Below are 25039 nucleotides of genomic sequence, written 5' to 3' on the forward strand. Positions count from 1 at the left end.
AGAGCCGCCGTTGGCCGGGTCGAACACGTGGGAGCCGAACTTCCGGTCCGACTCCAGCACCAGCAGCGCCGCCGCCAGCACCGGGAACGCGAACAGCACCAGCACCGACGTCAGCAGCACGTTCCAGGTGAAGATCGGCATCCGGAACATCGTCATGCCGGGGGCGCGCATGCAGATGATCGTGGTGGCGAAGTTGACGGCGCCGAGGATCGTCCCGAAGCCGCCCAGCGCCAGCCCCATGATCCACATGTCGGAGCCGATACTGGGGCTGCGCTCCACATTGCTCAGCGGCGTGTATGCCGTCCAGCCGAAGTCGGCCGCGCCCTGCGGGGTCAGGAACGCCGCGAAGGCGATCAGCCCGCCGAAGAGGAACAGCCAGTACGACAGCATGTTCAATCGGGGGAACGCCACGTCCGGTGCGCCGATCTGCAGCGGCATGATGGCGTTGGCGAACCCGGCGAACGTCGGCGTCGCGAACAGCAGCAGCATGATCGTGCCGTGCATGGTGAACGCCTGGTTGTACTGCTCGTTGGACATGATCTGCAGGCCCGGACGGGCCAGCTCCGCCCTGATCGCCAGCGCCAGCACACCGCCCGCCAGGAAGAACACGAAGGACGTGATCAGATAGAGGTGGCCGATCTTCTTGTGGTCCGTGGTGGACAGCCAGGACACCACGACCTGGCCGGGCGTCCGGCCCGGCGTGGGCACCGGCGCGACCGGCTCGGTGACAGCGGAAGCAGACAACGCGCCCCCTCGGAGAAGGTGTAGGCACGGCCGACGGCCGCACACCCTCCGTATATCGGCCCGCCGCACTCCGGTGCCCGACCCGAACCGCGGGCCGCGCACCGCAGGGTTCGCGCAATACGGACGGCCGCGCCGAGGAACCGCAGGTGGGGCGCCCGGCCATCCGCGAAGCGAACAGTCCGCCGCATCATCCGAATGCCGCACACCCGTACCCGCAGAGTGAACGGCAGCCGACCGATCCGGCACCCGGCCGCTGGGCCGCCCGAATGACGTGGCGTGAGGCGGCGGCAGTCGTCGTTTTGCGGACAGCCACCCGTCCTACCTGCGGCTGTACGCCACCCCCTGTCCAGGGGACGCAAGGCCGGGCGCGCGGCGCGCGCAGTCGGCGCAGCAGCCGGAGGCGCGAAGGACGGCAGGATGCCCACTGCCGCAGTCCGCGCCCCCACCCGAAGGCTGGTGCCGCATGACCTTCAACCCCCTGGAGCAGCGGGGCATCCCCCTCGACCGCCAGATCCGCAGCTGGCGGGAGCTGAACGTCGCGCCGATCGACCCGGACGCCTCCGACCCGTACACCCGCTGCCGGGTGATCACCATGAACGGCATCGAAGTCGAGGCGATCCTCTTCAGCCACCAGCTGGCCCGCAACACCGTCGACCCGGACGTCAAGCGAGGCCTCGCCGAGGTCCGCTACGTGGAGGCCCAGCAGCAGAAGGCCGTGAACTGGCTCCTGCCGGGCGTGTCCTCCGTGCTGGAGACGACGATCGCCTACGAACAGGTGGCGGTGGACCTCACCGCGTGGATCGCACGGATGGAACCCGACCCCTACCTGCGGCAGGCCTACGAGTTCGGGGTGCTGGAGGACTTCGACCACCTGTACCGGTACGCGAACCTCTACGAGATGATCGAGCACCGCAAGGCCGAGGCCATCGTCGACGGTCTCACGGAGGTCATGCCCGGCCGGCCCACCCGGATGCACCACCGGCACCCCTTCGACAACGTCCGCGACCCCTACGACCGGGCGGCCACCGACCCCCTGTCCAAACTGCACGCCCTGACGGTCATGGCCGCCGAGCAGCAGACCATGAACTTCTACATGAACACCGGCCCCACCTACATGGAGCCGATCGCCCGCCAGCTCTACCAGGAGATCGGCCTCATCGAGGAAGAGCACGTCACCCACTACGAGTCCCTCGTCGACCCGGGGGAGACCTGGTGGGAGCAACTCGTCAACCACGAGTACAACGAGTGCTACCTGTACCACTCCTTCATGGAGCAGGAGTCCCACCCCAAGGTGAAGGCACTGTGGGAGCTGCACCTGAACATGGAACTGGAACACCTGCGCATCGCCTGCGACCTGATGCGCCGCCACGACGGCCGCGAACCCGAGGAGATCCTCGCCCCGCAATTGCCGAACGTCCTCACCTTCGAGCCGAACAAGGACCACCTCCGCGAACTGCTCGCCACCCAGATGGACCTCACCACCCTGGGCGCCGGCTACGTTCGCGAAGCCCACGAGCGGTTCGAGCAGATGCAGCAGCGCCTCCACGACGGCGAGCGCCCGCCCAGCGACCGCGTCATCGACCAGCACCGCGAGATGTTCGACCGCGACTACCGCCTCGAAACCGAGGGCCCGCACCCCGTCGCATCCGAGCGCGCCTGATGCCCGCCAGGAAGGACACCCCCGTGGACGAGGACGCCGGGCAGGGCGACCCGGCGGTGACCGAGGACGTCGTCGCCCTGCTCATGCGCCAGCACGGACGGATCCACACCCTCTTCGAAGAGGTCCGCGCCGCGGACGGCGAGGAGCGCGCCGCCGCCTTCCGCCGCCTGGTGCACCTGCTCGCCGTACACGAGACCGCCGAGGAGGAGGTGGTGCACCCCGCCGCGCGGTCCGCCTTCGACGGCGGCGGGGACGTCGTCGCCGAGCGCCTCGCCGAGGAGAAGGCCGCCAAGGAGAAACTGGCCGCACTGGACGACATGGACACCTCCGACCCGCGGTTCATGCCCGCCCTGCTCTCCCTCCGCGACGCCGTACTGGTCCACGCCCGGTCCGAGGAGCGCTACGAGTTCGCGCAGCTGCGCCGCACCACCCCGCCCGACCGTCTCGCCCTCATGGCGAAGGCCGTCAAGGCGGCGGAAGCGGCCGCTCCCACCCGTCCCCACCCGGGCGTCGAGGGCGCCGCTGCCAATCTGGCCCTCGGGCCCGCGGCCGCCGTCGCCGACCGCGTGCGCGACGCCGTCCGGCGCGCCATGGGGGACGGCTGACCGGCGGGTCGGCGGGTCGGCGGGTCGGCGCGCGAGTACATCCGCCGCCCGGTCCACCCGGTGGTGCCGTCCGAGGCGGCATCCGTTTCGCGAAGACCCCGGTCCGCGGAGCGAACCCGGTGACGGGTCGCGCTTCGCCCACCGGACGGCGGGGCGTAGCGTCGGCAGCGGGGGAGCGAGCCGCGCGCGTGCGGCACTGGCACTGGCACTGGCAGTGGGGGTGAGCGGACGGGGCTGTCGTGGGATTGGTGTTCCGGAGTTCCGACCCGGCCGAGACGGAGGCCTACCTCTCCCGGCAGTACGCCGAGGTGACCGTCCACGCCTCGCCGGACGCCCGCACGGAGGTGGTCCGGCACACGGCGGACCGCTTCTCCGTCGAAGACCTGCGGATCGGCTGTGAGATGTCGTTCACCGCCGACCCGCTGAACGCCGTCTGCGTCGTCGTCCTCCACACCGGCACCGTCGCGGTCCGGGAAAGCGGACTGCCCGACGAGGTCTTCGGACCGGGTGAGGTGTTCCTCCACACCGCCGGACACCGGCCGTACGGGGGAGCCGTCTCAGGCGCCCGCTACACCGCGGCCCTCCTCCACCCCGACCTGCTGGCCGACACCCTCCAGGCCTGCGACAAGACCGCCCGCCGGCCCATCCTGTTCACCGACCGGCGCCCCACCACCGCCGGGGCCGGGCGGCAGCTCGCCGCCACCATCGCCTTCCTCCGCGACAGCGTCCTCGCCCCGCCTCCGCGCCCGCGGCCGCCGCTCATCGACACGACCTGCGGCCAGCTGCTCGCCGCCGCCGTCCTGGCCGCATTCCCGTACACCACGCCCGGGGCGCGCCCCGCGGCCGCGCCCGGGGACGCCACCCTCCAGCGGGCGATCGGGTTCATCGAGGCCAACGCCCACCTCGACATCACGCTGGCCGACATCGCCGCCTCGATCCCCGTCAGCCCGCGCGCCGTGCAGTACGCCTTCGCCCGCCACGCCGGCACCACCCCCCTCGCCTACCTGCGGGGCGTCCGCCTGGCCCGCGTCCACGAGGAGCTCGCCTCGGCGATGCCGGGGCAGAGCACGGTCACCGAGACCGCGGCCCGGTGGGGCTTCGCCCACCCCGGCCGCTTCGCCGCCGCCTACCGCGACGCGTACGGGACGTCTCCCAGCCGCACCCTCGCAGCCCGCCCGGGCCGCACCGCGCCGCAGGGCCCCGCCACGGCGGTCCCCGCACCGGCGGGGGGAGTTCCAGGCGGGTCTGAGGCGGGTGCGGGGGCGGAGACGGCGGGGGGCTCGGGTCCGGCCGCGCGGAGGCCGGGTCGGCCTCCCGTCACGCACGTCGTACGCGAGCGGTGTCTCGTCGTGACGCTGTGGAGTCCGCCCGACCCGGACCGGCGCGAGGGGCTCGTCCAGTACGTCCGGACCCTGCTGGACGCGCACCGCCCGGACTGCGTCGTCGTCGAACTGCCGCCGGCGGCCGCCACGGCATCGGCCGCGGCCACGGTCCTCACCCTCCACCGCCACTGCACGGCCCGCCGGGTCCCCCTGGCGGTGGCGGCGGGCCAGTCGGAAACCCGCCGCCTGATCAAGGCGGTACAGCCGGCGGTGCCGGCCCTGCCGGAAGTGGGGGCGGCCCTGGAGGCGGCGCGGGGGCTGGCACGGGGGTGAGGGGTGGGGATGAGGGGTGAGCCAGTGGGGCGGGGGAGGAATAGAGACGGTGGGATCTGGGCCAGTGGGGCGGGGGAGGAACCGAGACGGTGGGCTCCGGGGAGCGGAAGCCGACGACTCGGGGTCGGTGGGTGCGGGGGGTGTCCCGGCAGCCCATTGTCCTTCCGGGTCGGGCCGCCCTGTAAAGGGCGCTCCTCCTTCGTCGTCGCGTCGCTGCGCGATGGCCCTTGCGGGCCACCCTTGACAGGACGACCCGCCCCGGAATGCCAACAAGCTGCCGGGAAGCCCCCGGGGGAACGGCCTGGAGGTAGCGTGCGGCATGAGGGGTCATCAGAGAGCTTTCTCTCCCGCCCCAGGGGCCCCTTTCGTCCCACCGGCATCAGTCGACCCGTCGGCAGGAGTCGGGTGGGCTGTGACGTCGGGAAACGATGCCCAGAGCATCATCCGGTGACACAAGCGCCCCAGATCGCTACGCGGCCCGGCATTCTCCAGCGTCCGGCGGCCGTCAGGGGCCGGGCGGCGCGTCCGATCGCTACCGGGACGCCGTCTGCTCGGCGACTGACCGCCGGATCCAGGGCAACCTGCCGTCTGGCGCCGATATACGAGGGGCAAGCAGCGGGCTGGGCGCTTCGCGGCCCCAGGCGGCGGTCGGCCGCCGAGTGGAGAGTGTCCACGTAGCTATCTGGGGCGCTCCTGTCTCCGGATGATGCTCTGGGCGTCGATTCGTGCAGGGACGTCGCCCCGGCTCTCCGCCGACGGGTCTGGATGCGGGTGGGACGGAATGTGCCTGCCGGGGCGGGAGAGAAGGCTCCCTGATGCGGCCTCGTGCCTCGTGTTCCTCCAGGCCGTTCCTCCCCCTGGGGGCTTCCCGGCAGCTCTTTGTCTTTCCGGAGTGGGTCGGTCGGTCAAGGGTGGCCGTCAGGCCATCGCGGAGCGACGCGACCGCAGGGAGCGCCCTTGACGGGCCGGCCCGCGCCGGAAGGACAATGGGCTGACGGGACGCCCCCGCACGACACCGACACCGAGTCGTCAGCTCCCGCCAACCGGCTCCCGTCGTCGCCCCGCCGCCCCCTCCGTCGCTCTGCGGTCCGCGCGGAGCACCAGGAGCGAAATCGCCGACAGGAGGACGAGGACGCTGCCCACCGCCACGTCGAGGATGAGACTCGCCCTGTCGACGGCGGTCTTCTGCAGGCCGAGGACGAACGGCGAGACGATCATCCAGAGGCCGCACAGGCCCACGACCACATCGGACCGGACACCCCCGCCGAGGTAGAGCCGCCGGCCCACGACGAAGGTCAACAGGATGCCGACCACGGCTTCGTTGACCTGGGCGTCCTTGGGTCCCGATTGGGTGGCCATCGGGACCACCCACAGGGCGGTGGCGGCGATGAACATGAGAAGGCCGAGGATCTGGTCGTGGAACCCTTGGCGCAGAATGTGCTGCGCATCCGCTCGCGGCATTGTCTGCTGCTGGATCTGCTGATGGTGATAGACCGACATCGCTTTCTCCCTCTCTCCCGACGGCCCGGGCCTGACCGGTGCGCCGCACCGGTCAGGCCCGGGCGGGGGGTCGGATCACGAGCCGCTTCCGAAGACGGCCTTCTGGACGTCATCGGGGCCGTCGTACTGCTTCGAGCGGGAGCTGCGGAGCTTTTCGACGACGTTGTCGTCGGCCCCGTTGCTTTCGGCCAGGGAGGCCAGGTCGTCGCTGCTGGCGGGGTATTCGGCGCCCTTCAGGGCCTTCTGTACGTCGATGGGGCTGATATCGGCCATGTCGGTCTCCTCTTCGTTTGATCCGGGCTTGCGCCCTCGGGGTCCGTCGCCTGGCCGCTGCCCGCAATCGGGGCACCGATTCAAAGGGGCCCGGGACTTTCCACCCGGCCGCGTTCCCCTTCAGTCCGTGTCGAGGCGGAGGGTGCCCCGGACGACGTCGTGGGCCACCTCGGCGGCGGTGCGGTCCTCGCGGAAGGCGCGTGCGCGGAGCAGGGCCAAGGCCTCGTCCACGTCGATGCCCCGAACCGCCGTGATCAGGTCGGCGGCCTGGTGGATCTCGTTCGCCTCGGGCGGTGTCAGGCCGGGGTGGAGCCAGGCCGTGACGTCCCCGCCGCCGTCGCGGCGCCTCAGGGCGCCGAGCACCTGGGTGGAGGCGTCGGCCGCGATGACGGCCGTGGCCAGCTCCGGCGGGGCGGGGATGCCGGGGGCGTCGCGGTACAGGTCCAGGGTGCCGACGACGTCCTTGCTGCTGCCCAGGGGAACGGAGTACACCGCGCGGGCCCCCGCCCGCAGGGCCGGGGGAGTGAACAGCGGCCACCGCCGTGCCTCCCTGGCGGACGACAGGTCCGGGGCCAGGACGGGTGCGAACACCTCGGCGGCCGTGATACCGGGACCGTCGCCCAGCGTGAACTGCAGGTCGGCGAGCCGCCGGGCCACCGCGTCGCTCGCGCACCAGGTGCTGCCGGGAACGCCGCCGACGGCGAGGAGGCTGATCGCGAGCCCCCGCGCCGGCAGCATCGACGCCAGCTCCGCGCACAACCGGCCGGGCACGTCCTCGGGCGCACTCCGCTCCAGGGCCGCCGTGATGCGGCGGAAAACCGCGGCGCGGCGGGCACCGGCAGCGCCGGCCGCTCCCTCACTGCCGCCGGGGACCGGCCGGCCGCGCCGTTCTCCCTCCGCGGGCGGCATCCGCGTCCCCGGTCATGCCCGCGGCACGCGCCGGCGGGACAGCAGCACGCCGAGGAGCACCATGAGGATGCCCAGCAGGAAGTGCAGCCAGTTGTCGGCGTCGTTGAGCGGGATGACGTTGGCGGCGCTGTCGTGATCGATGATCAGTCCGTAGAGCCACAGCAGCAGGTAGACCACGCCGCCGCCCACGAGGTAGGCGCGGGCACTGCCGGCGGCGCGGGCCATGGCGAGGCCGGCGGCGCCGAACAGCAGGTGCACGATGTTGTGCAGGACCGACACCTGGAAGACGCCCAGCAGTTTCGCCTCCGAGTGGTGCTCGGCGAACCGCAGGGTGTCGTAGTCGGTGGTGATCCCCGGGATGAAGCCGAGGATGCTGATCAGAAGGAAGACGGCGCCCACCGCGAGAGCGGCGAGCTGTACGGCGGTCCTGGGCTGGGCTCGGGTGTGCAGGGCCATGACGTGCTCCTTGCCGCTGGGGGCGGTGACGCGGACGTGGGCGGCCGGCGGCGGACGACGCCGGAGGTGACGACGGCGAAGAACGCCCCCTTCGCTTCCGGGCTGCCGCTGCGGCCGCCTCCCGCAGGGCGGCTGCCCCGCCACGGCGGGTGAAAACGGGCGGTGTCTCCTCACGTCCGCGGCCGTCCGCGACCCATCCGCTGCCGCCCGCCCGCCCGTCCGCCCGTCCGTCCGCGGCCGCATGAACGCTCCGCTCGCGGGCAGAGGCTCTCTCCACAGCGGCCCGGTGCGTCCCGCACCGCGCCCGGCCGCCGGATCGACCCGGGAGGTGGGTCATGGCCAAGCCCGAGCCGCCGCGGAGTCGGCGCGAGGAGCACGCACAGGGTGGGCCCGCGCCGTGGCGGGACTTCGTACAAGTCCTGGACGACATGGTCGACCTGATGGAGGGCCGGTTCACCGCCCGGCAGGCCGGCGGCGAACGCGACTCACGGCCGCGCCCTGCCCGCCTCGCGCCGCGGTGAAAGGCCGTCGGGAAGTGCAGCAGGCCGGTGTCGGCACGAACGACGGCCCCGACGCCCGCCGCTCCCTCCTCGTCTGCGCCCTCATCGGAGCGTCCGTCATGGCCGCCGCCGACGAGATCGTCTTCCACCAGATCCTCGGCTGGCACCACTTCTACGACCGCTCCACACCCGCGGTCGGCCTGCTCTCCGACGGCCTGCTGCACACCGCGGAACTGCTCGCCCTCGTCGCCGGCCTCTTCCTCTACGCCGACCTGCGCCGCCGCGGCGCGTTCTCCCGGCCGGACGCGCGTGCCGGCGCCCTCATCGGCCTCGGCGGCTTCCAGGTGTTCGACGGCATCGTCGACCACAAGCTGCTGCGCGTGCACCAGATCCGCTACGGCGTCGACCTCGCCCCGTACGACCTGGCCTGGAACGCCGCCGGCGCGGTACTCCTCCTCGCCGGCTGCGGTCTCGCCCTCCGCGCGCACCGCCGTCGCCGCGCCGGACGGGAGCAGCACGGGTGACCGGCGCCCACACCCACCCCGACGCGGCCGCCGGTACCGGCGTGTACGCACTCGCTGCTGCGGCTGCCGTGCTCCTCGCCGCCGCGGCCTACGCGGTCGCCGCCGCCCGCCTCCGGCGGCGAGGCGACGCCTGGCCGCGCCGCCGGGACGCCTCGTTCGCAGCCGGCGCCGCCGCGCTCGCCTGGGCGGCCCTGGGCCCGCTGCCCGGAGAGCCGTTCACCGCACACGTCTGCCGTCACCTCCTCACCGGAATGGCCGCCCCGCTCCTGCTCGTCCTCGGCCGCCCGGTGACGCTGCTCCTGCGCGTCCTGCCGCCGGCGCGTGCGCGCCGGGCGCTCACCGCCGCCGGCCGCTCCCGGGCCGCCGCGCTGCCCGTCCTGCCCCCCGTGGCCGCCCTGGCCGACATCGGCGGGCTGTGGCTGCTCCACCGCACCCCTCTCCTCGCCGCAGCCGGGGAGCGGCCGCTGCTCCACGCCGCGGTGCACGCCCACATGCTCCTGGCCGGGCTGCTGTTCACCTTCGCCGTCTGCAGGCTGGACCCCGTACGGCGCAGCGGCGGCGGGCTCGGCATCCGCGGTGGGACGCTGCTCGCCGCCGGGGCCGCGCACGCCGTCCTGGCCAAGGGCCTGTACGCGGTCCCGCCGCCCGGGCTCGCCGTCACCCCCGGCGACCTGCGCGCCGGCGCGGTGCTGATGTACTACGGCGGCGACGCCGTCGAGATCGGCCTGGCCCTCGTCCTCGCAGTCCAGTGGTACGCCGCCACGGGCCGCACCCGCCGCCGGGCGCTGCGCCGGCGCGCCGCGGCCGTCCACGGCGCGGCATGAGTGGCAGCCAGGCGGGCAGAAGCCGTCCGGACCCGTCCGAGGAGCCGCACGGTGCCGGTGGCCGTAGCCGCCCCCGGTGCCGCTCGGGCAGGGCCGCCATCGGGCCGGCGGCCCTGCCCCTCCGTGCGTACCTCCTGACGCCCCGCGGCGAATGGCGGCCCACCCGGAAAGTGGGGCACGCTGGAGGTGGCCCACCGGGTGGCGGCCCACCCGAGACGAACGGCCTGTCGCCCCGGGCCCGGCAGTGCGGCGGCGGGGCCGGGCGGCCCACCGCGACGAGGGGAGCGGCCGTGACTGGGAGTGACGCCGTATTCGCCGAGTTGCTGGAGAGTTCGCACCGCGTGGCCGCACGCGAAGTCCCCGACCTCGTCGAGGCCGCAGGCAGGCGCCTCGGGCTGACCGGGACGCGCATGTACGTGGCGGACCTCCAGCAGGTCCGGCTCGTCGCGATGCCCCAGACCGGTCCTGCAACGGGCGGCCACGCCGACGCCCTCGACATCGATTCCTCGCTCGGCGGCCTCGCCTACCGGACCCGGCAGGTCCAAGTGCCCCGCGACGGCGGCACCGCCTGGGTGCCGATGATCGACGGCATCGAGCGGGTCGGCGTCATGCAGGCGACCGCGCCCGCGTTCCCCCCGGCCCTGCTGGACGCGGGCCGGGCCCTGGCGACGCTGGCGACGCTGGTGCTCATGTCGAAGTCTCCGTACAACGACCTGGTGGTCAAGCGGGAGCGGCTGCGCCCCATGACCGTCCAGGCGGAGCTGGTGTGGGCGTTCCTGCCGCCGCGGACCATCGGCACCGCCGAGGCCACCTCGTCCGCGGTGCTGGAGCCGGCGTACGACATCGGGGGCGACGCCTTCGACCACAGTTTCACCGAGGACGGCCTGCACCTGACCCTGCTCGACGCGATGGGCCACGACCTCGCCTCCGGCGGCGCCAGCGCCACCGGCCTCGCCGCCTGCCGGGCCACGCGGCGCGCCGGAGGCACCCTCCCCGACATCGCCCGCACCATCGACCGCACCCTCGACCAGTGGATCCCCGGCCGCCTGATGACCGCCGTCATCGCCCACCTCGACACGGTCGGCGGGCAGTTCACCTGGGTCAACTGCGGCCACCCGCCGCCACTGCTCATCCGCGACGGACACGTCCTGCCCCGGGTGCTGGAGCGGACCCCGCAGCTGCCGCTCGGGCTGGGCCTCCACAGCGAGGAACCGCCGGCCCTGCACCGGGAACGCCTCCAGCCCGGCGACCGTGTGCTCATCCACAGCGACGGCGTCACCGAGGCGCGCGGTCCCGACGGCAGTTTCTTCGGCGAGGAGCGCCTGGCCGACACCGTCATCCGCTCCACCGCGGCCGGTGACACCGCCCCCGAGGCGCTGCGCCGGCTGATCCAGTTCGTGCGCGGGCACCAGGAGCACAAGCTGCGCGACGACGCCACGATCCTGCTGGTCGAGTGGCACCCGGGCTGACGACGCCCGCCGCGCCCGGCCCGCGGCGCCCGGCGCACCGGCGCGTACCCTCGGACGGGTGTCGTCAACCCGTCTGAACCGCGTCGCCGTCCTCGTCCTCGAAGGAGCGAAACCGCTCGACGTCGGCATCCCCGCCCAGGTCTTCACCACCCGCGCGAGCATGCCGTACGAGGTGCGGGTGTGCGGTGCGGCCCCCGGCCTCGTCACGGGCGGCGACGGCCTGTCGTACCACGTGAACCACGGGCTCGACGCGCTGGCCTGGGCCGACATCGTGTTCGTCCCCGGCTACCGCTTCCCCGACCGCGACGACCCGCCCCAGGCCGTCCTCGCCGCCCTGACCGCCGCCCACGAGCGGGGCGCCCGGCTCGCCGCCATCTCGACGGGCGCCTTCGCGCTGGCCGCGACGGGCCTCCTCGACGGCAAGCGCGCCACCACGCACTGGCACTACGCGCGGGCGCTCGCCGCCAAACACCCGCGGATCCGGCTCGACGAGAACGTCCTGTTCGTCGACGAGGGCAGCGTGCTCACCTCCGCGGGCGCCGCGTCGGGCATCGACCTGTGCCTGCACATCCTGCGCGGCGACCTCGGGGTCGCCGCGTCCAACCACGCGGCCCGCCGCCTGGTCGCGGCCCCCTACCGCAGCGGAGGCCAGGCGCAGTACCTGCCGCGCAGCGTGCCCGAACCCCTCGGGGAGCGGTTCGCCGCCACCCGCGAGTGGGCGCTGCGCCGACTGGCCGAGCCGCTGACCCTGGAGGCGCTGGCCGAGCACGCGGCGGTCTCCTCCCGGACGTTCTCGCGTCGCTTCGCCGACGACACCGGCTACACGCCCATGCAGTGGATCATGCGGGCGCGCATCGACAGGGCCCGTGAGCTGCTGGAGCGCTCGGAGCGCAGCGTCGAGCAGATCGCCGCGGACGTCGGCCTCGGCACCGGCGCGAACCTGCGGCTGCACTTCCAGCGGATCCTCGGCACGACCCCCACCGAGTACCGGCGCACGTTCACCCGCGGCGAGTAGCGAGCGGCTGCAAGCCCCCGCTCGACTGGCGAGATCCTTTTGAACCGTGGCGATCACGCCACTGTCCCCGCCGGGGCGCGGCGGGCGAATCTGTAGCCGAACAGAAGGGGACACCGCTCATGACTCGCATCGCCATCAACGGGTTCGGCCGCATCGGACGCAACGTGCTGCGCGCGCTGCTCGAACGCAACACCGACCTCGAGGTCGTCGCCGTGAACGACCTCTCCGAGCCGGCCACCCTCGCGCGGCTGCTCGCGTTCGACTCCACGGCCGGCCGCCTGGGCCGCCCGGTCACCGTCGACGGCGACGTCCTGGTCGTCGACGGCCGCCGCATCAAGGTCCTCGCCGAGCGCGAGCCGGAGCAGCTCCCCTGGGCGGAGCTCGGCGTCGACATCGTGCTGGAGGCGACCGGCCGCTTCACGTCCGCCTCCGCGGCCTCCGCCCACATCAAGGCCGGGGCGAAGAAGGTCCTGGTCAGCGCCCCGTCGGACGGCGCGGACGTCACCCTCGCCTACGGCGTGAACACCTCCGCCTACGACCCGGCCGTGCACACGATCGTCTCGAACGCTTCCTGCACCACGAACGCGCTCGCGCCGCTCGCCGCCGTCCTCGACGACCTCGCGGGCATCGAGCACGGCTTCATGACGACGGTGCACGCCTACACGCAGGAGCAGAACCTGCAGGACGGCCCCCACCGCGACCCCCGCCGCGCCCGCGCCGCCGGCGTCAACATCGTGCCCACCACGACGGGTGCCGCCAAGGCGATCGGCCTCGTCCTGCCGAACCTCGACGGCAAGCTGTCCGGCGACTCGATCCGCGTCCCGGTCCCGGTCGGCTCGATCGTGGAGCTGAACACCACCGTGTCGCGCGACGTGACCCGCGAGGACGTCCTCGCGGCGTACCGCGCCGCCGCCGAGGGCCCCCTCGCCGGCGTGCTGGAGTACTCCGAGGACCCGCTGGTCTCCGCCGACATCGTCGGCAACCCCGCCTCCTCGATCTTCGACTCGGCGCTCACCCGCGTCGACGGCCGCCACGTCAAGGTGGTCGCCTGGTACGACAACGAGTGGGGCTTCTCGAACCGCGTGATCGACACCCTCACGCTCCTCGCCGGCTGACCCTCCCCGCGTGTCAGCACGCTCCGGCCGCCCGGTCTCCCGGGCGGCCGGAGCCGTTTCGCGTGCGGCCGTGCGGCGTACGCGCCCCCTGGAGCGGGAGCGCTCCGCCTCAGGGCAGGACGGCGCCCGGGCATCCGCGGGCCGCGCTGCGCAGGGCCGCCGGCGTGGTGCCGTACCAGCGCTGCACCGCGCGGCGCAGCGCGCGGGCGTCGGCGTAGCCGCTGCGGGCGGCGATCGCGTCCATGCCGAGGTCGGTGGTGTGGAGCAGCCGGGTGATCCGGTCCCGGCGCAGCGTCTCCAGTTCGCCGTTCCAGGTGGTGCCGTGCTCGTCGAGGCGCCGCTGGAGGGTGCGGGTGCTGACGGCCATCCGCCGCGCCACCCCCGCGAGGGACGGGCCTGCCCCGTCGTTCGCCGAAGCCAGCGCCGTACGGAACAGGTCCAGCCAGTCGTGCAGGGGGATCGCGGAGGCGAGGGTCTGCTCGGCGTGCCGGCGGAGCACCGCGGAGAGGCCGGGCTGGGCGTGGGGCGTCGGCGCCGTGAGGTCGGAGGCGAGGAAGGTGATCGAGCTGGCCGGGGCCTCGAAGTCGATGGCGCGGGTGCCGTACAGCTCGATGAGCGCGTCGTGCCGGCGGGGGGCCTCGGCAGCCAGGGTCACGCGGACCGGGACGAGTCGGCGCCGTGCGGCGTCGCCCAGGCGCTGCCGGTAGAGGCCCAGGGCGTAGCCGCGGACCGCGCAGGCGGCATCGTGGCCGATGTCGGCGTGGTTCACGTGACTGATCGTCACCTGCTCGCCGTCCTCCGTGACGCGGAGGGTGTCCGTGCTGGTGTCGGCGACGACGGCCAGGTGCGCGGCGGCGTCCCGGATGCCTTCGAGCGGGGTGGGCGCCGAGGTGATCAGGTAGTCCCACACGCCGAACGTCCCGACGGCCGACTGCTGCGCCAGCAGCAGGGACAGCTCCGGCCACGACACATGAGCCGTCGACAGCTCCGCGATCCGGTTGCTCGTGGCCGCGGGCGTCCGGCACAGGTCGTCGTGGAGGTGCTCCGCCGCCACACCGAGGAGGTGGCCGTATCCGGCTCGGGGGACGCCGAGCAGGGACGCGACGTTGACGCTGAGTCGGGTGAGGGCGGAGGAGGTCGTCCCCGGATGCGCATGCGAAACCACAGGGCGTGAGCATAGGGCAGGTCCCGGCACAAGCCCTTCGCGGAGTCCGGCGCGGGATGCCCCCCTCGTGGCGCCCGCGGTCCCCCGGTGGCGCGCCGGGTCCCCCCGGTGGCGGGAAGTGCCCCTGGGCCGGCCGCGGGGCCCGGCAGAGGATGGGGGTACGACCGCGGGGCCGCGACCGGGACGGGGGTCCAGTCGCGGCCGCGCGCCCTCGCCTGATCCGCCGGACAGTCCTAGAGGACGGCGACCGTGAAGGCGTTGTCGACGTAGCTGCCGTTCAGGTCGTACGTGTACACGGTCACGGAGTTGTTGCCGCAGACGGCGTTCGGAGCGGTGCTGAAGCTGCGGCGGTTGGAGTTGGGCAGCTCGACTTGGACGATGCTGAACGCCAGGTTCACCTGGTCGCCCACGTTGACGCAGTAGCGGCCGCGGTCGATGTGCCGCACCCAGTCGATGTTCTTCGCCCGCCTCAGCACCCCGGAGGGGCTCACGTCGGCCGCGGCCTGGACGTACGGCGACGTGATCGGAGCCGGGTCCGCCGCGGCGGCGGGCGCGGCGAGCGCCCCGGTCAGTGCGGCGGCGGCGAGGACGACGGGAACAGGTCGGCGCATGGTTCACACTCCCCGGCGGACGGCGGCCCACGGCGAGCCGCCTGTGGTTCCCCACCCTCCCCGACCTGTGCAGGGCGTGCGGCCGAAACGCCGGGCGGTGCTCGGCCACCCGTGACGGAACGTCACCCGGTCGGCCGCGCCCGCGAGGCCGGGCGGTCCGGCGGCCCGGGGCGGCCGCGCCCGGGGCCCCGTCAGAAGCGGCCCAGCGGCGCGTCGCCCCAGTAGCCGCCGACCTCCCGGTGGTGGTCGGCGCTGCCCAGGTGCTTCTCCCGGACGAACTCCGGCGCGTCCTTGACCTGCTCCCTGGTCCGGTCGACGTAGATCTTCCGCTCGTTGGCGTCGATGCGGGTGATCGTCCCGGCGGGCAGCAGCACCTGCCGACCGAAGATCCAGGGCCCGGTGTCGACGACGATCCAGGAGGCGTCGGCCTCGTCCGAGTGCTTGTCGACCTTGCCGATGCTGCCGTCGACGGCCTCCACCTTGTACCCCGTCAGGTCGACGCCCTCCAGGCGGCCGACGGTGAGGCGGTAGACCCAGATGTTCCCGGTCATGGGCTTCGGTTCCTTTCTCGGCGGTTCTCGGGATGCGGCGGCCGGGCCGGAGCGGCTCAGCGGCCCCCGGCCAGGCTGTGGATGAGCACGCCCAACGCGAAGGCGAGCAGCAGCAGATGGAGCCAGACCGGCCCCGGCGGGGCCGGTTCGGCGGCCAGTAACGAGAGCTGGTTTCCTGTCATGCCCGCTCGCCTGCCCCCGCACGGCCGATTGACGCACCCTTCTTCCGCCGCAGCGCCGTCGCGCCGCCCCGCGGCCCTACGCTGGCCCGGCACGGTGCCGGCCGGCGCCCTGCGCCGCGCGCCGCACCGCCCACGACGGCACCCGGCGAAAGGACGACCCGACATGGACGACCGCGCATGGCGGGAGCTCGACCCCTCCCACCCCCGCTACCGGCAGGTCTTCCGCACCTACCTCGCGCACACCGACGAGAAGGAACGCCAACGGGACCACCTCCTCGACGTGGTGGACGGCCTGCCCCGCCGGGACGTCTTCGTGGACGCCGGGGCCGGCACGGGCTACTTCACCGCCGCCCTCGCCCCCCGCTTCCGCAGGACCGTCGCCGTCGAACCCGACCCCGCCCTGCGCGGCGAACTGAGCGCCGCCTGCCCAGGAGCGGAGGTCCTCCCGGTGCCGATCTCCGCCGCGGCCGTCCCCGAGCCCGCCGACCTCGTGCTGTGCTCGCACGTCCTCTATTACATCCCCGAGGCCGAATGGCCCGGGCACCTCGCCGCCCTGCTGTCCTGGGTGCGCCCCGGCGGGGAGCTCGTCCTCGTCCTCCAGCACCCGGGCAGCGACTGCGTGGCCATGGCCCGCCACTTCGGCATCCGCACGCCCGTCCTGGACGGGGCCGCGGCCCTGCTGGACGACGCGGCGGCGGGCCGGCCGTACACCGCGCGGCGCCACGTCCAGCCGGCGTCCCTGCGGCTCCCGGACCTCGCCACCGCCCTGGAGGCCAGCGAACTCGTCGTCGGCCCGCTCGACTCGCCGGATGCGCGGGACACCGTCGCCGCCTACCTGCGCGAGCACGGCGCAGTGGAGCCTTCCGGTGGCTTCGCCCTCAGCTGCGACCAGGAGTTCCTGCACGTCAGGTGCGACGGCTGACCGGTGCTCCGCCCCCGGCGCCCTGTCCGGGCCTACGGCGCCGCGGGCCGCGGCCAGGCGGCTTCGCGCAGCAGGCGCAGCCCGTTGAGGCCGACGAGGACGGTGGACCCTTCGTGCCCTGCGACGCCGAGCGGCAGCGGCAGCGTGCCGATCAGGTCCCACGCCGCCAGGACGGTGATGAAGGCCCCGGCGATCGCCAGGTTCTGCACGACCAGCCGGCGGGCGGTGCGGGAGAGGGCGACGACGGCGGGCACGGCGGCCAGTTCGTCGCGGACGACGATCGCGTCGGCGGTCTCCAGGGCGAGGTCGGAGCCCGCCTTGCCCATGGCGATCCCGCAGTGGGCGGCCGCGAGCGCGGGGGCGTCGTTGACGCCGTCCCCCACGACCAGGACCTTCAGGCCTTCCGCCTCCCACGCCCGGACGGCGGCGGCCTTGTCCTCGGGCAGCAGCCCGGCGCGCACGTCGGTGATGCCCAGCTCGGCGGCGAGGCGGCGCGCAGCGCGCTCGTTGTCCCCGGTGAGCAGCACGGGGCTGCGGCCGGTCAGCTCCGCGAGGGCGGCCACGGTCGCCCGCGCGTCGGACCGCAGCCGGTCGGCGATGCCGATCACGCCCACGGGGGCGCCGTCGCGCAGGACGACGACCGCGGTGCGCCCAGCCTCCTCCAGGGCGGCCACCTCCGCCGCACAGGGACCGCCACTCTGCCCCGGCCCGGAGCCGGGGCGGCCGTACAGGAGTGCGGACGGGGAGCCCACTTCGATGCGCCGCCCGTCGACGGTGGCCGCGACGCCCCGCCCCGGGAGGGAGGCGAAGCAGGTGGCACCGCCCGGTACGGGCTGCCGCTCCCGGGCGGCGGCGACCACCGCACGGGCCAGCGGGTGTTCGCTGGAGTGCTCGGCGCGGGCGGCGAGCAGCAGGAGGGCGTCCGGGCCGAGGCTGCTGCCGGGCAGCGGCCGGACGTCGGTGACCTGCGGGGTGCCCTCGGTCAGGGTGCCCGTCTTGTCGAGGGCGGCGAGGTCGGCCTGGCCGAGCCGCTCCATGACGACGGCGGACTTGGCGAGCACGCCGTGGCGGCCGGCGTTGGAGATGGCGGACAGCAGCGGCGGCATCGTGGACAGGACGACCGCGCACGGCGAAGCGACGATCATGAAGGTCATCGCCCGGAGCAGTGCGGAGGAGAGGTCGTCGCCGAAGGCCAGCGGGATGCCGAAGACGGCGAGGGTCGCGACGACCATGCCGGCCGAGTACCGCTGTTCGACCTTCTCGATGAACAGCTGGGTGGGGGCCTTCGTCCCGGAGGCCTCCTCGACCATCCGGACGATCCGCGCGATGACCGAGTCGGCCGGGTCGCGTTCCACCCGCACGCGGAGCGCGCCGGTGCCGTTGACCGTGCCCGCGAACACCTCGTCGCCCGCCTGCTTGGCGACCGGCAGCGGCTCGCCGGTGATGGTCGCCTGGTCGACCTCGCTCGCCCCGGCCAGCACCCGGCCGTCGGCGCCGACGCGTTCGCCCGGCCGGACGAGGATCGTGTCCCCGACCTCCAGCCGCGCGGCGTCGACCTCCTCCTCCGTCCCGTCGCCGCGGATCCTGGCTGCGGCAGGCGGGGCGAGGTCGAGCAGCCCGCGCACCGAGTCCGCGGTGCGCGCCGTCGCAAGGGCCTCCAGGGCGCCGGAGGTGGCGAAGATGACGATCAGCAGCGCTCCGTCGAGGACCTGTCCGATCGCGGCGGCGCCGAGCGCGGCGACCACCATCAGCAGATCGACGTCCAGCGTCCGCTCCCTCAGGGCCTTCAGACCCTCCCGGCCGGGCTCCCAGCCGCCCGCGGCGTAGCAGCCGGCGAACAGCGGCCCCCACAGCCAGGCCGGTCCGCCCAGCAGGTACGCGGGCAGGGCCAGCAGGAAGAGCACCAGCGCCGCCAGCGCCCACCGGGCCTCCGGCAGTGCGAGGACGCGCGTACGCCGGACGGGCGGGGCGGCGCGGCGGGTTCCGGCGCCGGCCGGAGCGGCGCGCTGTTCCAGGCCTGAGGACATGGCAGAACGACCCTTCGGGGGGCGGGTGGGAGGACCGCGACCACCATACAAGAACATCTGAAGAGGTCTTCAAGTGTCGTCGGTATCATGGGGCCATGGGCCACGGAACCGTCAGCCAGGGCAGAACCACCCGCGAGCGCCTCGACGCGGTCGGCAGCGCCGACGTCGCCGCCACCCTCCAGGCCCTCGCCACCCCCTCGCGGCTGCACATCCTCGCCCGCCTCCAGGAGGGCCCCTGCTCGGTGGGGGACCTCGCCGACGCCGTCGGCATGGAGGCGTCCGCCTGCTCCCACCAGCTCCGGCTGTTGCGCAACCTCGGCCTGGTCGCCGGCGAGCGCCACGGCCGCTCGATCGTCTACTCCCTCTACGACGACCACGTCGCGCACCTCCTCGACCAGGCGCTCTACCACGTCGAACACCTCCGCCTCGGCCTGCGCGACACCCCCGCCCCACCCGCGGAGGGGGCCCCGCCCGCCCTCGCCTGAGGGACCACCCCGCCGGCCCCGGCCCGGTGCGCCGGACATGGGCCGAAGGGGGGACGCCTGCGGCGCGGCGGCCGCGCCCGCCCCGCCCGCCCCACAGATTCGACGGCATGGACAACACGGCCGTCGTGGTCATCGACATGCTCAACCCCTACCGGCACGAGGACGCCGACCTGCTGGTCCCCTCCGTCCGCACCGCACTGCCCCGCATCGTGGAGCTGCTCGACGCGGCCCGGGCCGCGCAGGTGCCCGTCATCTACGTCAACGACAACTTCGGCCAGTGGCGCTCCCACCACGGCCAGATCGTCGACGTCGCGATGGCCGGCGCGCACCCCGAGCTGGTGGAGCCGGTCCTGCCGGACGAGGACTCCCTCTTCGTCGTCAAGGCCCGCCACTCGGTGTTCTTCGAGACGCCGCTGGCCTACCTGCTGGGCACGATGGACGTCGGCCGCCTGGTGCTGGCCGGTCAGGTCACCGAGCAGTGCGTGCTGTACTCCGCGCTCGACGCGCACATCCGCCACCTCGACGTCGTCGTACCGCGGAACGCCGTCGCCCACATCCACGCGGACCTCGCCGAGGCGGCCCTGCGGATGATGGTGGAGAACATGGGCGCCCGCGTCGTCGACGGCCCGGACGAGCTCTGGCCGCAGCCCCCCGCCGGATGAGCCGGCCCCACCGGCGGAGGGATTGCGGGGCCGGTCGGCGGGCAGGCGCGGACCGCCCCGGATCCACGCCCGGGGAACAGCACCCACGCACAGGCAGGAGGACAGGCCCATGTCACAGCCCCAGCCCGCCCCCCGGGCGGCCGTGGTCACCGGCGCGGACTCCGGCATCGGCCGGGCGACCGCCGCCCGCCTCGCCGAAGCCGGGATGGACGTCGGCATCACCTGGCACACCGACGAAGCGGGAGCCCGGGAGACGGCCGCCGAGGTACGCGGCCACGGCAGGAGGGCGGCCGTCGCCCGCCTCGACCTGACCGACCTGCCGGCCGCCGCCCGGATCGTCGACGACCTCGCCGACGAGCTGGGCCGCCTCGACGTCCTGGTCAACAACGCCGGCACCGGCACGGCAACCCCGTTCCTCGACATCGCCCCGGACACCCTGCGCGAGGTCCTCGACGTCGACCTGGTCGGCCCGTTCCTGTGCTCCCAGCACGCCGCCCGCCGCATGATCGCCCAGGGCGGCGGGGGCCGCATCGTCAACGTCACGTCCGTTCACGAGCACCAGCCGCGCGTCGGCTCCGCACCCTACTGCGCGGCCAAGGGCGGCCTCGGCCTCCTCACCCAGGTGATGGCGCTCGAACTGGCCGAGCACGGCATCACGGTGAACGCCGTCGCCCCCGGCGAGATCGCCACCCCCATGACCGGCCAGGAGGACACCGACGTGCACCGCGAACACCGCCCCGGCGTCCCCCTCGGCCGCCCCGGCGACGCCCGCGAGGTGGCCGCCGTCATCGCTTTCCTGGCTGGCCCGGACGCCTCGTACGTGACGGGCGCCTCCTGGGCGGTCGACGGCGGCATGCTCCGCATGGGCCCCATGGCCGGCTCCCACCTCGAGAGCGAGGACTGGCGCCGCCCCTAGAACGCCCGCAGGAGGGGCTCCCCGTGGGGCCTGGACGCCCAGGCCTCCGTGGCCCGCTCCAGCTTGTCCGGGTTGACCTGGCTGCGGAACGCGGCGATGCCCTCGGGTGTGACCTGGAGGCAGATGACGCCGATGACCCGGCCGCCGACGACCGCCACGACGGCCGGCTCGCCGTTCGCGGTCGTCGCGTACATGTCCGCCGCGCCGCCGACCAGCTTCCGCTTCGCCGGGGCCGGCTTGAACAGCCCCCGCATGAACCTCGCGACCGCCATCGCGCCCTCGAAGGCCCTGGCCCGCGCCGGGACCTTCCCGCCGCCGTCGCCGACCGCGATGGCGTCGGAGGTCAGCAGCCGCACCAGCGGCTCGGTCTCCCCGCTCGTCGCGGCCGCGAGGAACTCCTCCACCACCCGCCGGGCCGCCGCCCGGTCGATCTCGGTGCGCGCCCTGCCCTCCGCGAGGTGCTTCTTGGCCCGGTGGAAGATCTGCTGGCTGGCCGCCTCCGTCAGGTCGAGGATCTCGGCGATCTCCCGGTGCGGGTAGTCGAAGGCCTGCCGCAGCACGTACACCGCCCGCTCGTTGGGCGACAGCCGCTCCATCAGCACGAGGACCGCGTACGAGACGGACTCCCGCTGCTCCGCGGTGTCCGCCGGGCCGAGCATCGGGTCCCCCTCCAGCAGCGGCTCCGGGAGCCACTGGCCGACGTACGTCTCCCGGCGGGCGCGGGCCGACGAGAGCTGGTTCAGACACAGGTTGGTCAGGACCTTCGTCAGCCACGCCTCGGGGACCTCGATGAGCGAGACGTCCGCGGCCTGCCAGCGCAGGAACGCCTCCTGCACGGCGTCCTCCGCCTCGCCCGCGGAGCCCAGCATGCGGTAGGCGATGGCCTCCAGGCGCGGCCTCGCGGCCTCGAAGCGTTCGACGTCGTCCATGGTCAGCGGCATGCCCCCGATCCTAGTGCGCGGCTGCGGCACCCCCCGGCGGGGGAGGGGCCCGACCGCGGGGCCCCGCACACCAGTTGGGCCGCCGCCCGGATCACGCGCGCCGCTCCGCGCCGTCCCGTCCGCGCCGGGCGAAGCGGCCGGCGCGCCGCGTGCGGGTGTGCCGGTCGAGCTCCTCCAGCAGGCGCTGCGAGCGCTTGTCGACGCCCAGTTCGTCCAGCACCCGGTCCAGTTCGGCGAGGAGCGCACCCTGCAGCTGCCACTCGGCCGGGTCCTCCTGCACCTTCTCCAACATCAGGTCCGCGAGCCGGTCGCGGCTCGCCCGGGCCACCAGCAGCTCCCCGGCCAGCCGCTCCTCCGCCTTCTCCGCGTTGGCGCTGACCTGCGCGGTGATCAGCTGGGCGAAACTCTCGACCGCCCGCGCCGTGTGGTCCAGCAGCTCCCGCAGCGCCGCCTTCACCTCGGCGGTGAACAGCGGGCTGTCGGGGCGCGCCTTCGCCAGGTCGGTCAGCGTCCGGCAGGCCACCCGCAGGACCACCGCGCAGATCTCCAGGGTGTCCAGGCCGGTCCGCAGCACCAGCCGGAACAGCAGGCCCTCCTTGACCCGCGGGTTCATCCGCAGGCTGTCCTCGGCCTGCCGCAGGGCCGCGTCCACCAGCGCGATGTCGTTGTCGAGGCGCCGCGCCTCGTGGAGGCGGGCCGCGGCCTCCTCCACCTTCGCGGGACCGGACGGCCAGTCCTCGCCGAGGTGGCCGAGCAGCCGGCTCATCCGGGCCGCGAGGTCGGTGATCGCGCTGCTCGCCGGGCCGACCCACACCGGGGGCGCGACGAGCAGGTTGATCAGCAGTCCGACGGCCGCCCCGATGAGGGTCTCCAGCACCCGGTCCCAGGCGGTGTCCGCCACCTGGGTGACGCCGAGCACCAGCATGGCGCTGATCGCCACCTCCGGCACGAACTCGTCCACCCGCACCAGATGGCCCACCAGCAGCGACGCCAGGATGACCAGGCCCAGGCTCCACCAGGTCAGCCCCACCAGAACGCTGAATCCGATCGCGATCAGCACCCCGGCGACCACCGAGTTCACCCGGCGGATGCCGGTGGTCAGCGTCGAGTAGAGGGTGACCTGGACGACGAGCAGGGCGGTCAGCGGGGCGGTCAGCGGGGCCGGCTCACTGCTCAGCCGCAGCGCGATCACGTAGCTGATGACGGCGGCGGCGGTGGAGCGCAGGGCCTGCACCGCGACCGGTTCGCGGTGCCGGCGGGCGAAGCGGGAGAGGGTGCTGATCATCTGGGGCATACCTGCGCCCATTCCCCGGCCGGCCTGCCGGATGACACCGGCAGCCGGGTTTTCTACCTCCTTGGCCGCCTGCGGGCCCCGGCCGCCGAGCCGCAGCCGCGGCCGGGGCGGCCGTCCCCGTGGGCGCAACGCCGCGCGGTCGGCATCCGCGTACGACACCGCAGGTCGGCGATAGTGCCGCCCGGCCCGGGGTATACGTCCGCCATGGACGCGCAGGGGCAGGAGCGGGAAGAGGACGGCCGGCGGCACGACGGGGGACAGCCCGCGCCGGGACTGGAGGACGCGCTCCTCGAAGGGCTCAGCATCGACGCCAGCCGGCCCGAGCAGCCGGTGCTGCTGGACGCCGACGGGCAGCCCATCCGGACCTGGCGGGAGAACTACCCGTACACCCGCAAGATCCGCAGGGTCGAGTACGAGCGCGCCAAGCGCATCCTGCAGATCGAGCTGCTGAAGCTCCAGCGCTGGGTCAAGGACACCGGCGCCCGGGTCGTCGTGATCTGCGAGGGCCGCGACGCCGCCGGCAAGGGCGGCACCATCCAGCGCTTCACCGAACGGCTCAACCCCCGCGGCGCCCGCATCGTCGCCCTCGACAAGCCGACCGAGCGCGAAGCCGGCCAGTGGTACTTTCAGCGCTACACCGCCCACCTGCCCGACCGCGGGGAGATCGTCTTCTTCGACCGCTCCTGGTACAACCGCGCGGGCGTGGAACGCGTCATGGGCTTCTGCACCGACGAGCAGTACGAGCGCTTCCTGCACCAGTGCCCCGCCTTCGAGGCCATGCTGGTCGAGGACGGCATCCTGCTGGTCAAGTTCTGGTTCTCGGTCTCCCGCTCCGAGCAGCGCACCCGCTTCGCGATCCGCCAGGTCGACCCGGTGCGCCAGTGGAAGCTCTCGCCGACCGACCTCGCCTCCCTGGACCTGTGGGACGCCTACACCGACGCCAAGGTCGCCATGTTCCGCGCCACCGACACCGAGCACGCGCCCTGGACCGTCGTGAAGAGCAACGACAAACGGCGCGCCCGGCTGGAGGCGATCCGCAGCCTGCTTTGGCGCATCGACTACGCCAGCAAGGACGAGAAGGCGGTCGGCCACCCCGACCCGCTGATCGTCGGCTCCGCCGACACCCTCCTGGAGGCGGGCGAGGAGCCGGCGGACCTGTCGCCCACCCCGCTCAGCGGACCGCCCACCGGCCCCGGCCAGCACCCCCGTCGGCCGGAGGACGGGCCCCGGGCCTGACGCGCGGAAGAGATCGCCCACCCGCCGCCACGGCGCGCGCAAGGGGGCCGTAGGCTGCTCGCATGACCGACGCCAACACCCTCACGCCCTCCACGGCCCTGCAGACCATGCTCGCCGGAAACGAGCGGTTCGTGGCCGGCACGCCGCAGCACCCCAACCAGGACGCCGCGCGCCGCGCCGAGACGGCCCCCGGCCAGCGCCCGTTCGCCGTCGTGTTCGGCTGCTCCGACTCGCGACTCGCGGCCGAGATCATCTTCGACCAGGGCCTGGGCGACCTGTTCGTGGTCCGCACCGCCGGACACGTGGCCGGCACGGAGGTGCTGGGCAGCATCGAGTACGGGGTCAGTGTCCTCGAAGCCCCGCTCGTCGTGGTCCTCGGCCACGACTCCTGCGGCGCCGTCGCCGCCACCCGCTCCGCGCTCGAAGACGGCGTGACGGCGACCGGATTCGTCCGCGACGTCATCGAGCGCGTGACGCCCAGCGTCCTGGCCGCCCGCGCCGCGGGCCTCACGTCCGGCGACGACATCGTCGACGAGCACATCCGCCACACGGTCAGCCTCCTGATGGAGCGCTCCCGCGCCCTGGCCGAGCGGGTCGCCGCCGGCCGCACCGCGGTCGTCGGCATGTCCTACCGGCTCGCCGACGGCAGCGCCCGCCTGGTCACCACCTGGGGACGCGACCTCTCCGCCTCCGCCGCCTCGGAACAGGCCGACTGACCCCGCCGCCCCGCAGCACCCGCCAAGCCGCCGCGTACCCGCCCTTGCGGGGCGGCACGCGGCGGCTTCGGGTGCGGGGCGG

General features: G+C 74.0%; 27 protein-coding genes. 15 read left to right on the plus strand and 12 right to left on the minus strand.

Going from position 1 to position 25039, the window contains the following annotated elements; genetic code table 11:
• Nucleotides 1–744 (minus strand): cytochrome c oxidase subunit I (locus IE170_RS18635; RefSeq protein ID WP_229884947.1); only part of this gene is annotated, 744 nt, incomplete at its 3' end.
• A 463-nt stretch (nucleotides 745–1207) separates the two neighbouring features.
• Between IE170_RS18635 and IE170_RS18640 the strand changes: the two genes are divergently transcribed.
• The 3 genes from IE170_RS18640 (at nucleotide 1208) to IE170_RS32705 (ending at nucleotide 4664) form a co-directional block, all read left to right on the plus strand.
• Complete coding sequence (locus tag IE170_RS18640) at nucleotides 1208–2404, plus strand: hypothetical protein (protein WP_189810538.1); 1197 nt, start codon at nucleotides 1208–1210, stop codon at nucleotides 2402–2404.
• On the plus strand, nucleotides 2404–3009 hold the full coding sequence (locus IE170_RS18645) for a hemerythrin domain-containing protein (protein ID WP_189810539.1): 606 nt from the start codon (nucleotides 2404–2406) through the stop codon (nucleotides 3007–3009). Before IE170_RS18640 ends, IE170_RS18645 begins: the two co-directional genes overlap by 1 nt.
• A gap of 248 nt (nucleotides 3010–3257) precedes the next feature.
• A complete protein-coding gene (locus IE170_RS32705; RefSeq protein WP_229884949.1) occupies nucleotides 3258–4664 on the plus strand; it encodes a helix-turn-helix transcriptional regulator in 1407 nt (468 codons plus the stop codon).
• A gap of 1029 nt (nucleotides 4665–5693) precedes the next feature.
• Here IE170_RS32705 and IE170_RS18655 read toward each other — a convergent pair.
• From IE170_RS18655 to IE170_RS18670, 4 genes are all read right to left on the minus strand, one after another.
• Nucleotides 5694–6164, minus strand: a complete 471-nt coding sequence (locus IE170_RS18655) for an SPW repeat domain-containing protein (RefSeq protein ID WP_189810540.1) — start codon at nucleotides 6162–6164, stop codon at nucleotides 5694–5696.
• A gap of 75 nt (nucleotides 6165–6239) precedes the next feature.
• Nucleotides 6240–6437 (minus strand): DUF2795 domain-containing protein, encoded by a 198-nt coding sequence (locus IE170_RS18660; protein ID WP_189810541.1) that lies wholly within the window; start codon nucleotides 6435–6437, stop codon nucleotides 6240–6242.
• Nucleotides 6438–6557: 120 nt separating this feature from the next.
• The gene (locus IE170_RS18665) at nucleotides 6558–7346 is read right to left on the minus strand and encodes an ANTAR domain-containing protein (RefSeq protein WP_189810542.1); all 789 of its coding nucleotides are present in this window, start codon (nucleotides 7344–7346) and stop codon (nucleotides 6558–6560) included.
• 12 nt (nucleotides 7347–7358) lie between these two features.
• Nucleotides 7359–7802 carry a DUF4383 domain-containing protein gene (locus IE170_RS18670; RefSeq protein WP_189810543.1) on the minus strand — a complete coding sequence of 148 codons (444 nt, stop codon included), beginning with the start codon at nucleotides 7800–7802 and terminating at the stop codon, nucleotides 7359–7361.
• Between the two features lie 335 nt (nucleotides 7803–8137).
• Here IE170_RS18670 and IE170_RS32710 point away from each other — a divergent pair, with 335 nt between their 5' ends.
• The 6 genes from IE170_RS32710 (at nucleotide 8138) to gap (ending at nucleotide 13249) form a co-directional block, all read left to right on the plus strand.
• Nucleotides 8138–8323 (plus strand): hypothetical protein, encoded by a 186-nt coding sequence (locus IE170_RS32710; protein ID WP_223856297.1) that lies wholly within the window; start codon nucleotides 8138–8140, stop codon nucleotides 8321–8323.
• Between the two features lie 14 nt (nucleotides 8324–8337).
• On the plus strand, nucleotides 8338–8826 hold the full coding sequence (locus IE170_RS32715) for a DUF2243 domain-containing protein (RefSeq protein ID WP_268255658.1): 489 nt from the start codon (nucleotides 8338–8340) through the stop codon (nucleotides 8824–8826).
• Nucleotides 8823–9650, plus strand: a complete 828-nt coding sequence (locus IE170_RS18680) for a cytochrome c oxidase assembly protein (protein WP_189810545.1) — start codon at nucleotides 8823–8825, stop codon at nucleotides 9648–9650. Before IE170_RS32715 ends, IE170_RS18680 begins: the two co-directional genes overlap by 4 nt.
• Before the next feature lie 290 nt (nucleotides 9651–9940).
• On the plus strand, nucleotides 9941–11119 hold the full coding sequence (locus tag IE170_RS18685; protein WP_229884951.1) for a PP2C family protein-serine/threonine phosphatase: 1179 nt from the start codon (nucleotides 9941–9943) through the stop codon (nucleotides 11117–11119).
• A gap of 58 nt (nucleotides 11120–11177) precedes the next feature.
• Entirely contained in the window at nucleotides 11178–12134 is a 957-nt protein-coding gene (locus IE170_RS18690; protein ID WP_189810547.1) for a GlxA family transcriptional regulator, read from the plus strand.
• Between the two features lie 119 nt (nucleotides 12135–12253).
• Nucleotides 12254–13249, plus strand: coding sequence for a type I glyceraldehyde-3-phosphate dehydrogenase (gene gap / locus IE170_RS18695; RefSeq protein ID WP_189810548.1), 996 nt, complete (start codon nucleotides 12254–12256; stop codon nucleotides 13247–13249).
• Between the two features lie 109 nt (nucleotides 13250–13358).
• Here the strand turns inward: gap and IE170_RS18700 are convergent, their stop codons facing one another.
• The 4 genes from IE170_RS18700 to IE170_RS33195 form a co-directional block, all read right to left on the minus strand.
• Nucleotides 13359–14414 carry an AraC family transcriptional regulator gene (locus IE170_RS18700; protein ID WP_189810549.1) on the minus strand — a complete coding sequence of 352 codons (1056 nt, stop codon included), beginning with the start codon at nucleotides 14412–14414 and terminating at the stop codon, nucleotides 13359–13361.
• 233 nt (nucleotides 14415–14647) lie between these two features.
• Complete coding sequence (locus IE170_RS18705; RefSeq protein WP_189810550.1) at nucleotides 14648–15025, minus strand: hypothetical protein; 378 nt, start codon at nucleotides 15023–15025, stop codon at nucleotides 14648–14650.
• 191 nt (nucleotides 15026–15216) lie between these two features.
• Nucleotides 15217–15576, minus strand: a complete 360-nt coding sequence (locus IE170_RS18710) for a PRC-barrel domain-containing protein (protein ID WP_189810551.1) — start codon at nucleotides 15574–15576, stop codon at nucleotides 15217–15219.
• 56 nt (nucleotides 15577–15632) lie between these two features.
• Nucleotides 15633–15758, minus strand: a complete 126-nt coding sequence (locus tag IE170_RS33195; RefSeq protein WP_263406993.1) for a hypothetical protein — start codon at nucleotides 15756–15758, stop codon at nucleotides 15633–15635.
• 163 nt (nucleotides 15759–15921) lie between these two features.
• Here IE170_RS33195 and IE170_RS18715 point away from each other — a divergent pair, with 163 nt between their 5' ends.
• Complete coding sequence (locus IE170_RS18715) at nucleotides 15922–16680, plus strand: class I SAM-dependent methyltransferase (protein WP_189810552.1); 759 nt, start codon at nucleotides 15922–15924, stop codon at nucleotides 16678–16680.
• Nucleotides 16681–16712: 32 nt separating this feature from the next.
• On the opposite strand, the gene IE170_RS18720 is transcribed toward IE170_RS18715, so the two are convergent.
• A complete protein-coding gene (locus IE170_RS18720; protein WP_189810553.1) occupies nucleotides 16713–18707 on the minus strand; it encodes a heavy metal translocating P-type ATPase in 1995 nt (664 codons plus the stop codon).
• Nucleotides 18708–18802: 95 nt separating this feature from the next.
• Here IE170_RS18720 and IE170_RS18725 point away from each other — a divergent pair, with 95 nt between their 5' ends.
• The 3 genes from IE170_RS18725 (at nucleotide 18803) to IE170_RS18735 (ending at nucleotide 20770) form a co-directional block, all read left to right on the plus strand.
• A complete protein-coding gene (locus tag IE170_RS18725) occupies nucleotides 18803–19192 on the plus strand; it encodes an ArsR/SmtB family transcription factor (protein ID WP_189810554.1) in 390 nt (129 codons plus the stop codon).
• A gap of 107 nt (nucleotides 19193–19299) precedes the next feature.
• Nucleotides 19300–19854 carry a cysteine hydrolase family protein gene (locus tag IE170_RS18730; RefSeq protein WP_189810555.1) on the plus strand — a complete coding sequence of 185 codons (555 nt, stop codon included), beginning with the start codon at nucleotides 19300–19302 and terminating at the stop codon, nucleotides 19852–19854.
• A gap of 109 nt (nucleotides 19855–19963) precedes the next feature.
• Nucleotides 19964–20770 (plus strand): SDR family oxidoreductase, encoded by an 807-nt coding sequence (locus IE170_RS18735; protein ID WP_189810556.1) that lies wholly within the window; start codon nucleotides 19964–19966, stop codon nucleotides 20768–20770.
• On the opposite strand, the gene IE170_RS18740 is transcribed toward IE170_RS18735, so the two are convergent.
• Both IE170_RS18740 and IE170_RS18745 read right to left on the minus strand, forming a co-directional pair.
• Nucleotides 20767–21711, minus strand: a complete 945-nt coding sequence (locus tag IE170_RS18740; protein ID WP_189810557.1) for an RNA polymerase sigma-70 factor — start codon at nucleotides 21709–21711, stop codon at nucleotides 20767–20769. The genes IE170_RS18735 and IE170_RS18740 overlap by 4 nt on opposite strands.
• Before the next feature lie 91 nt (nucleotides 21712–21802).
• Nucleotides 21803–22996: an aromatic acid exporter family protein gene (locus IE170_RS18745; RefSeq protein WP_373299016.1), complete on the minus strand. Its 1194-nt coding sequence runs from the start codon at nucleotides 22994–22996 to the stop codon at nucleotides 21803–21805.
• Between the two features lie 213 nt (nucleotides 22997–23209).
• Between IE170_RS18745 and ppk2 the strand changes: the two genes are divergently transcribed.
• Nucleotides 23210–24241, plus strand: coding sequence for a polyphosphate kinase 2 (ppk2, locus tag IE170_RS18750; RefSeq protein ID WP_189810559.1), 1032 nt, complete (start codon nucleotides 23210–23212; stop codon nucleotides 24239–24241).
• A gap of 62 nt (nucleotides 24242–24303) precedes the next feature.
• Nucleotides 24304–24957 (plus strand): carbonic anhydrase, encoded by a 654-nt coding sequence (locus IE170_RS18755; protein ID WP_189810560.1) that lies wholly within the window; start codon nucleotides 24304–24306, stop codon nucleotides 24955–24957.
• The last annotated feature ends 82 nt before the right edge of the window (nucleotides 24958–25039 follow it).

The organism is Streptomyces toxytricini, assembly GCF_014649915.1.
Taxonomy (GTDB): Bacteria; Actinomycetota; Actinomycetes; order Streptomycetales; family Streptomycetaceae; genus Streptomyces; species Streptomyces toxytricini.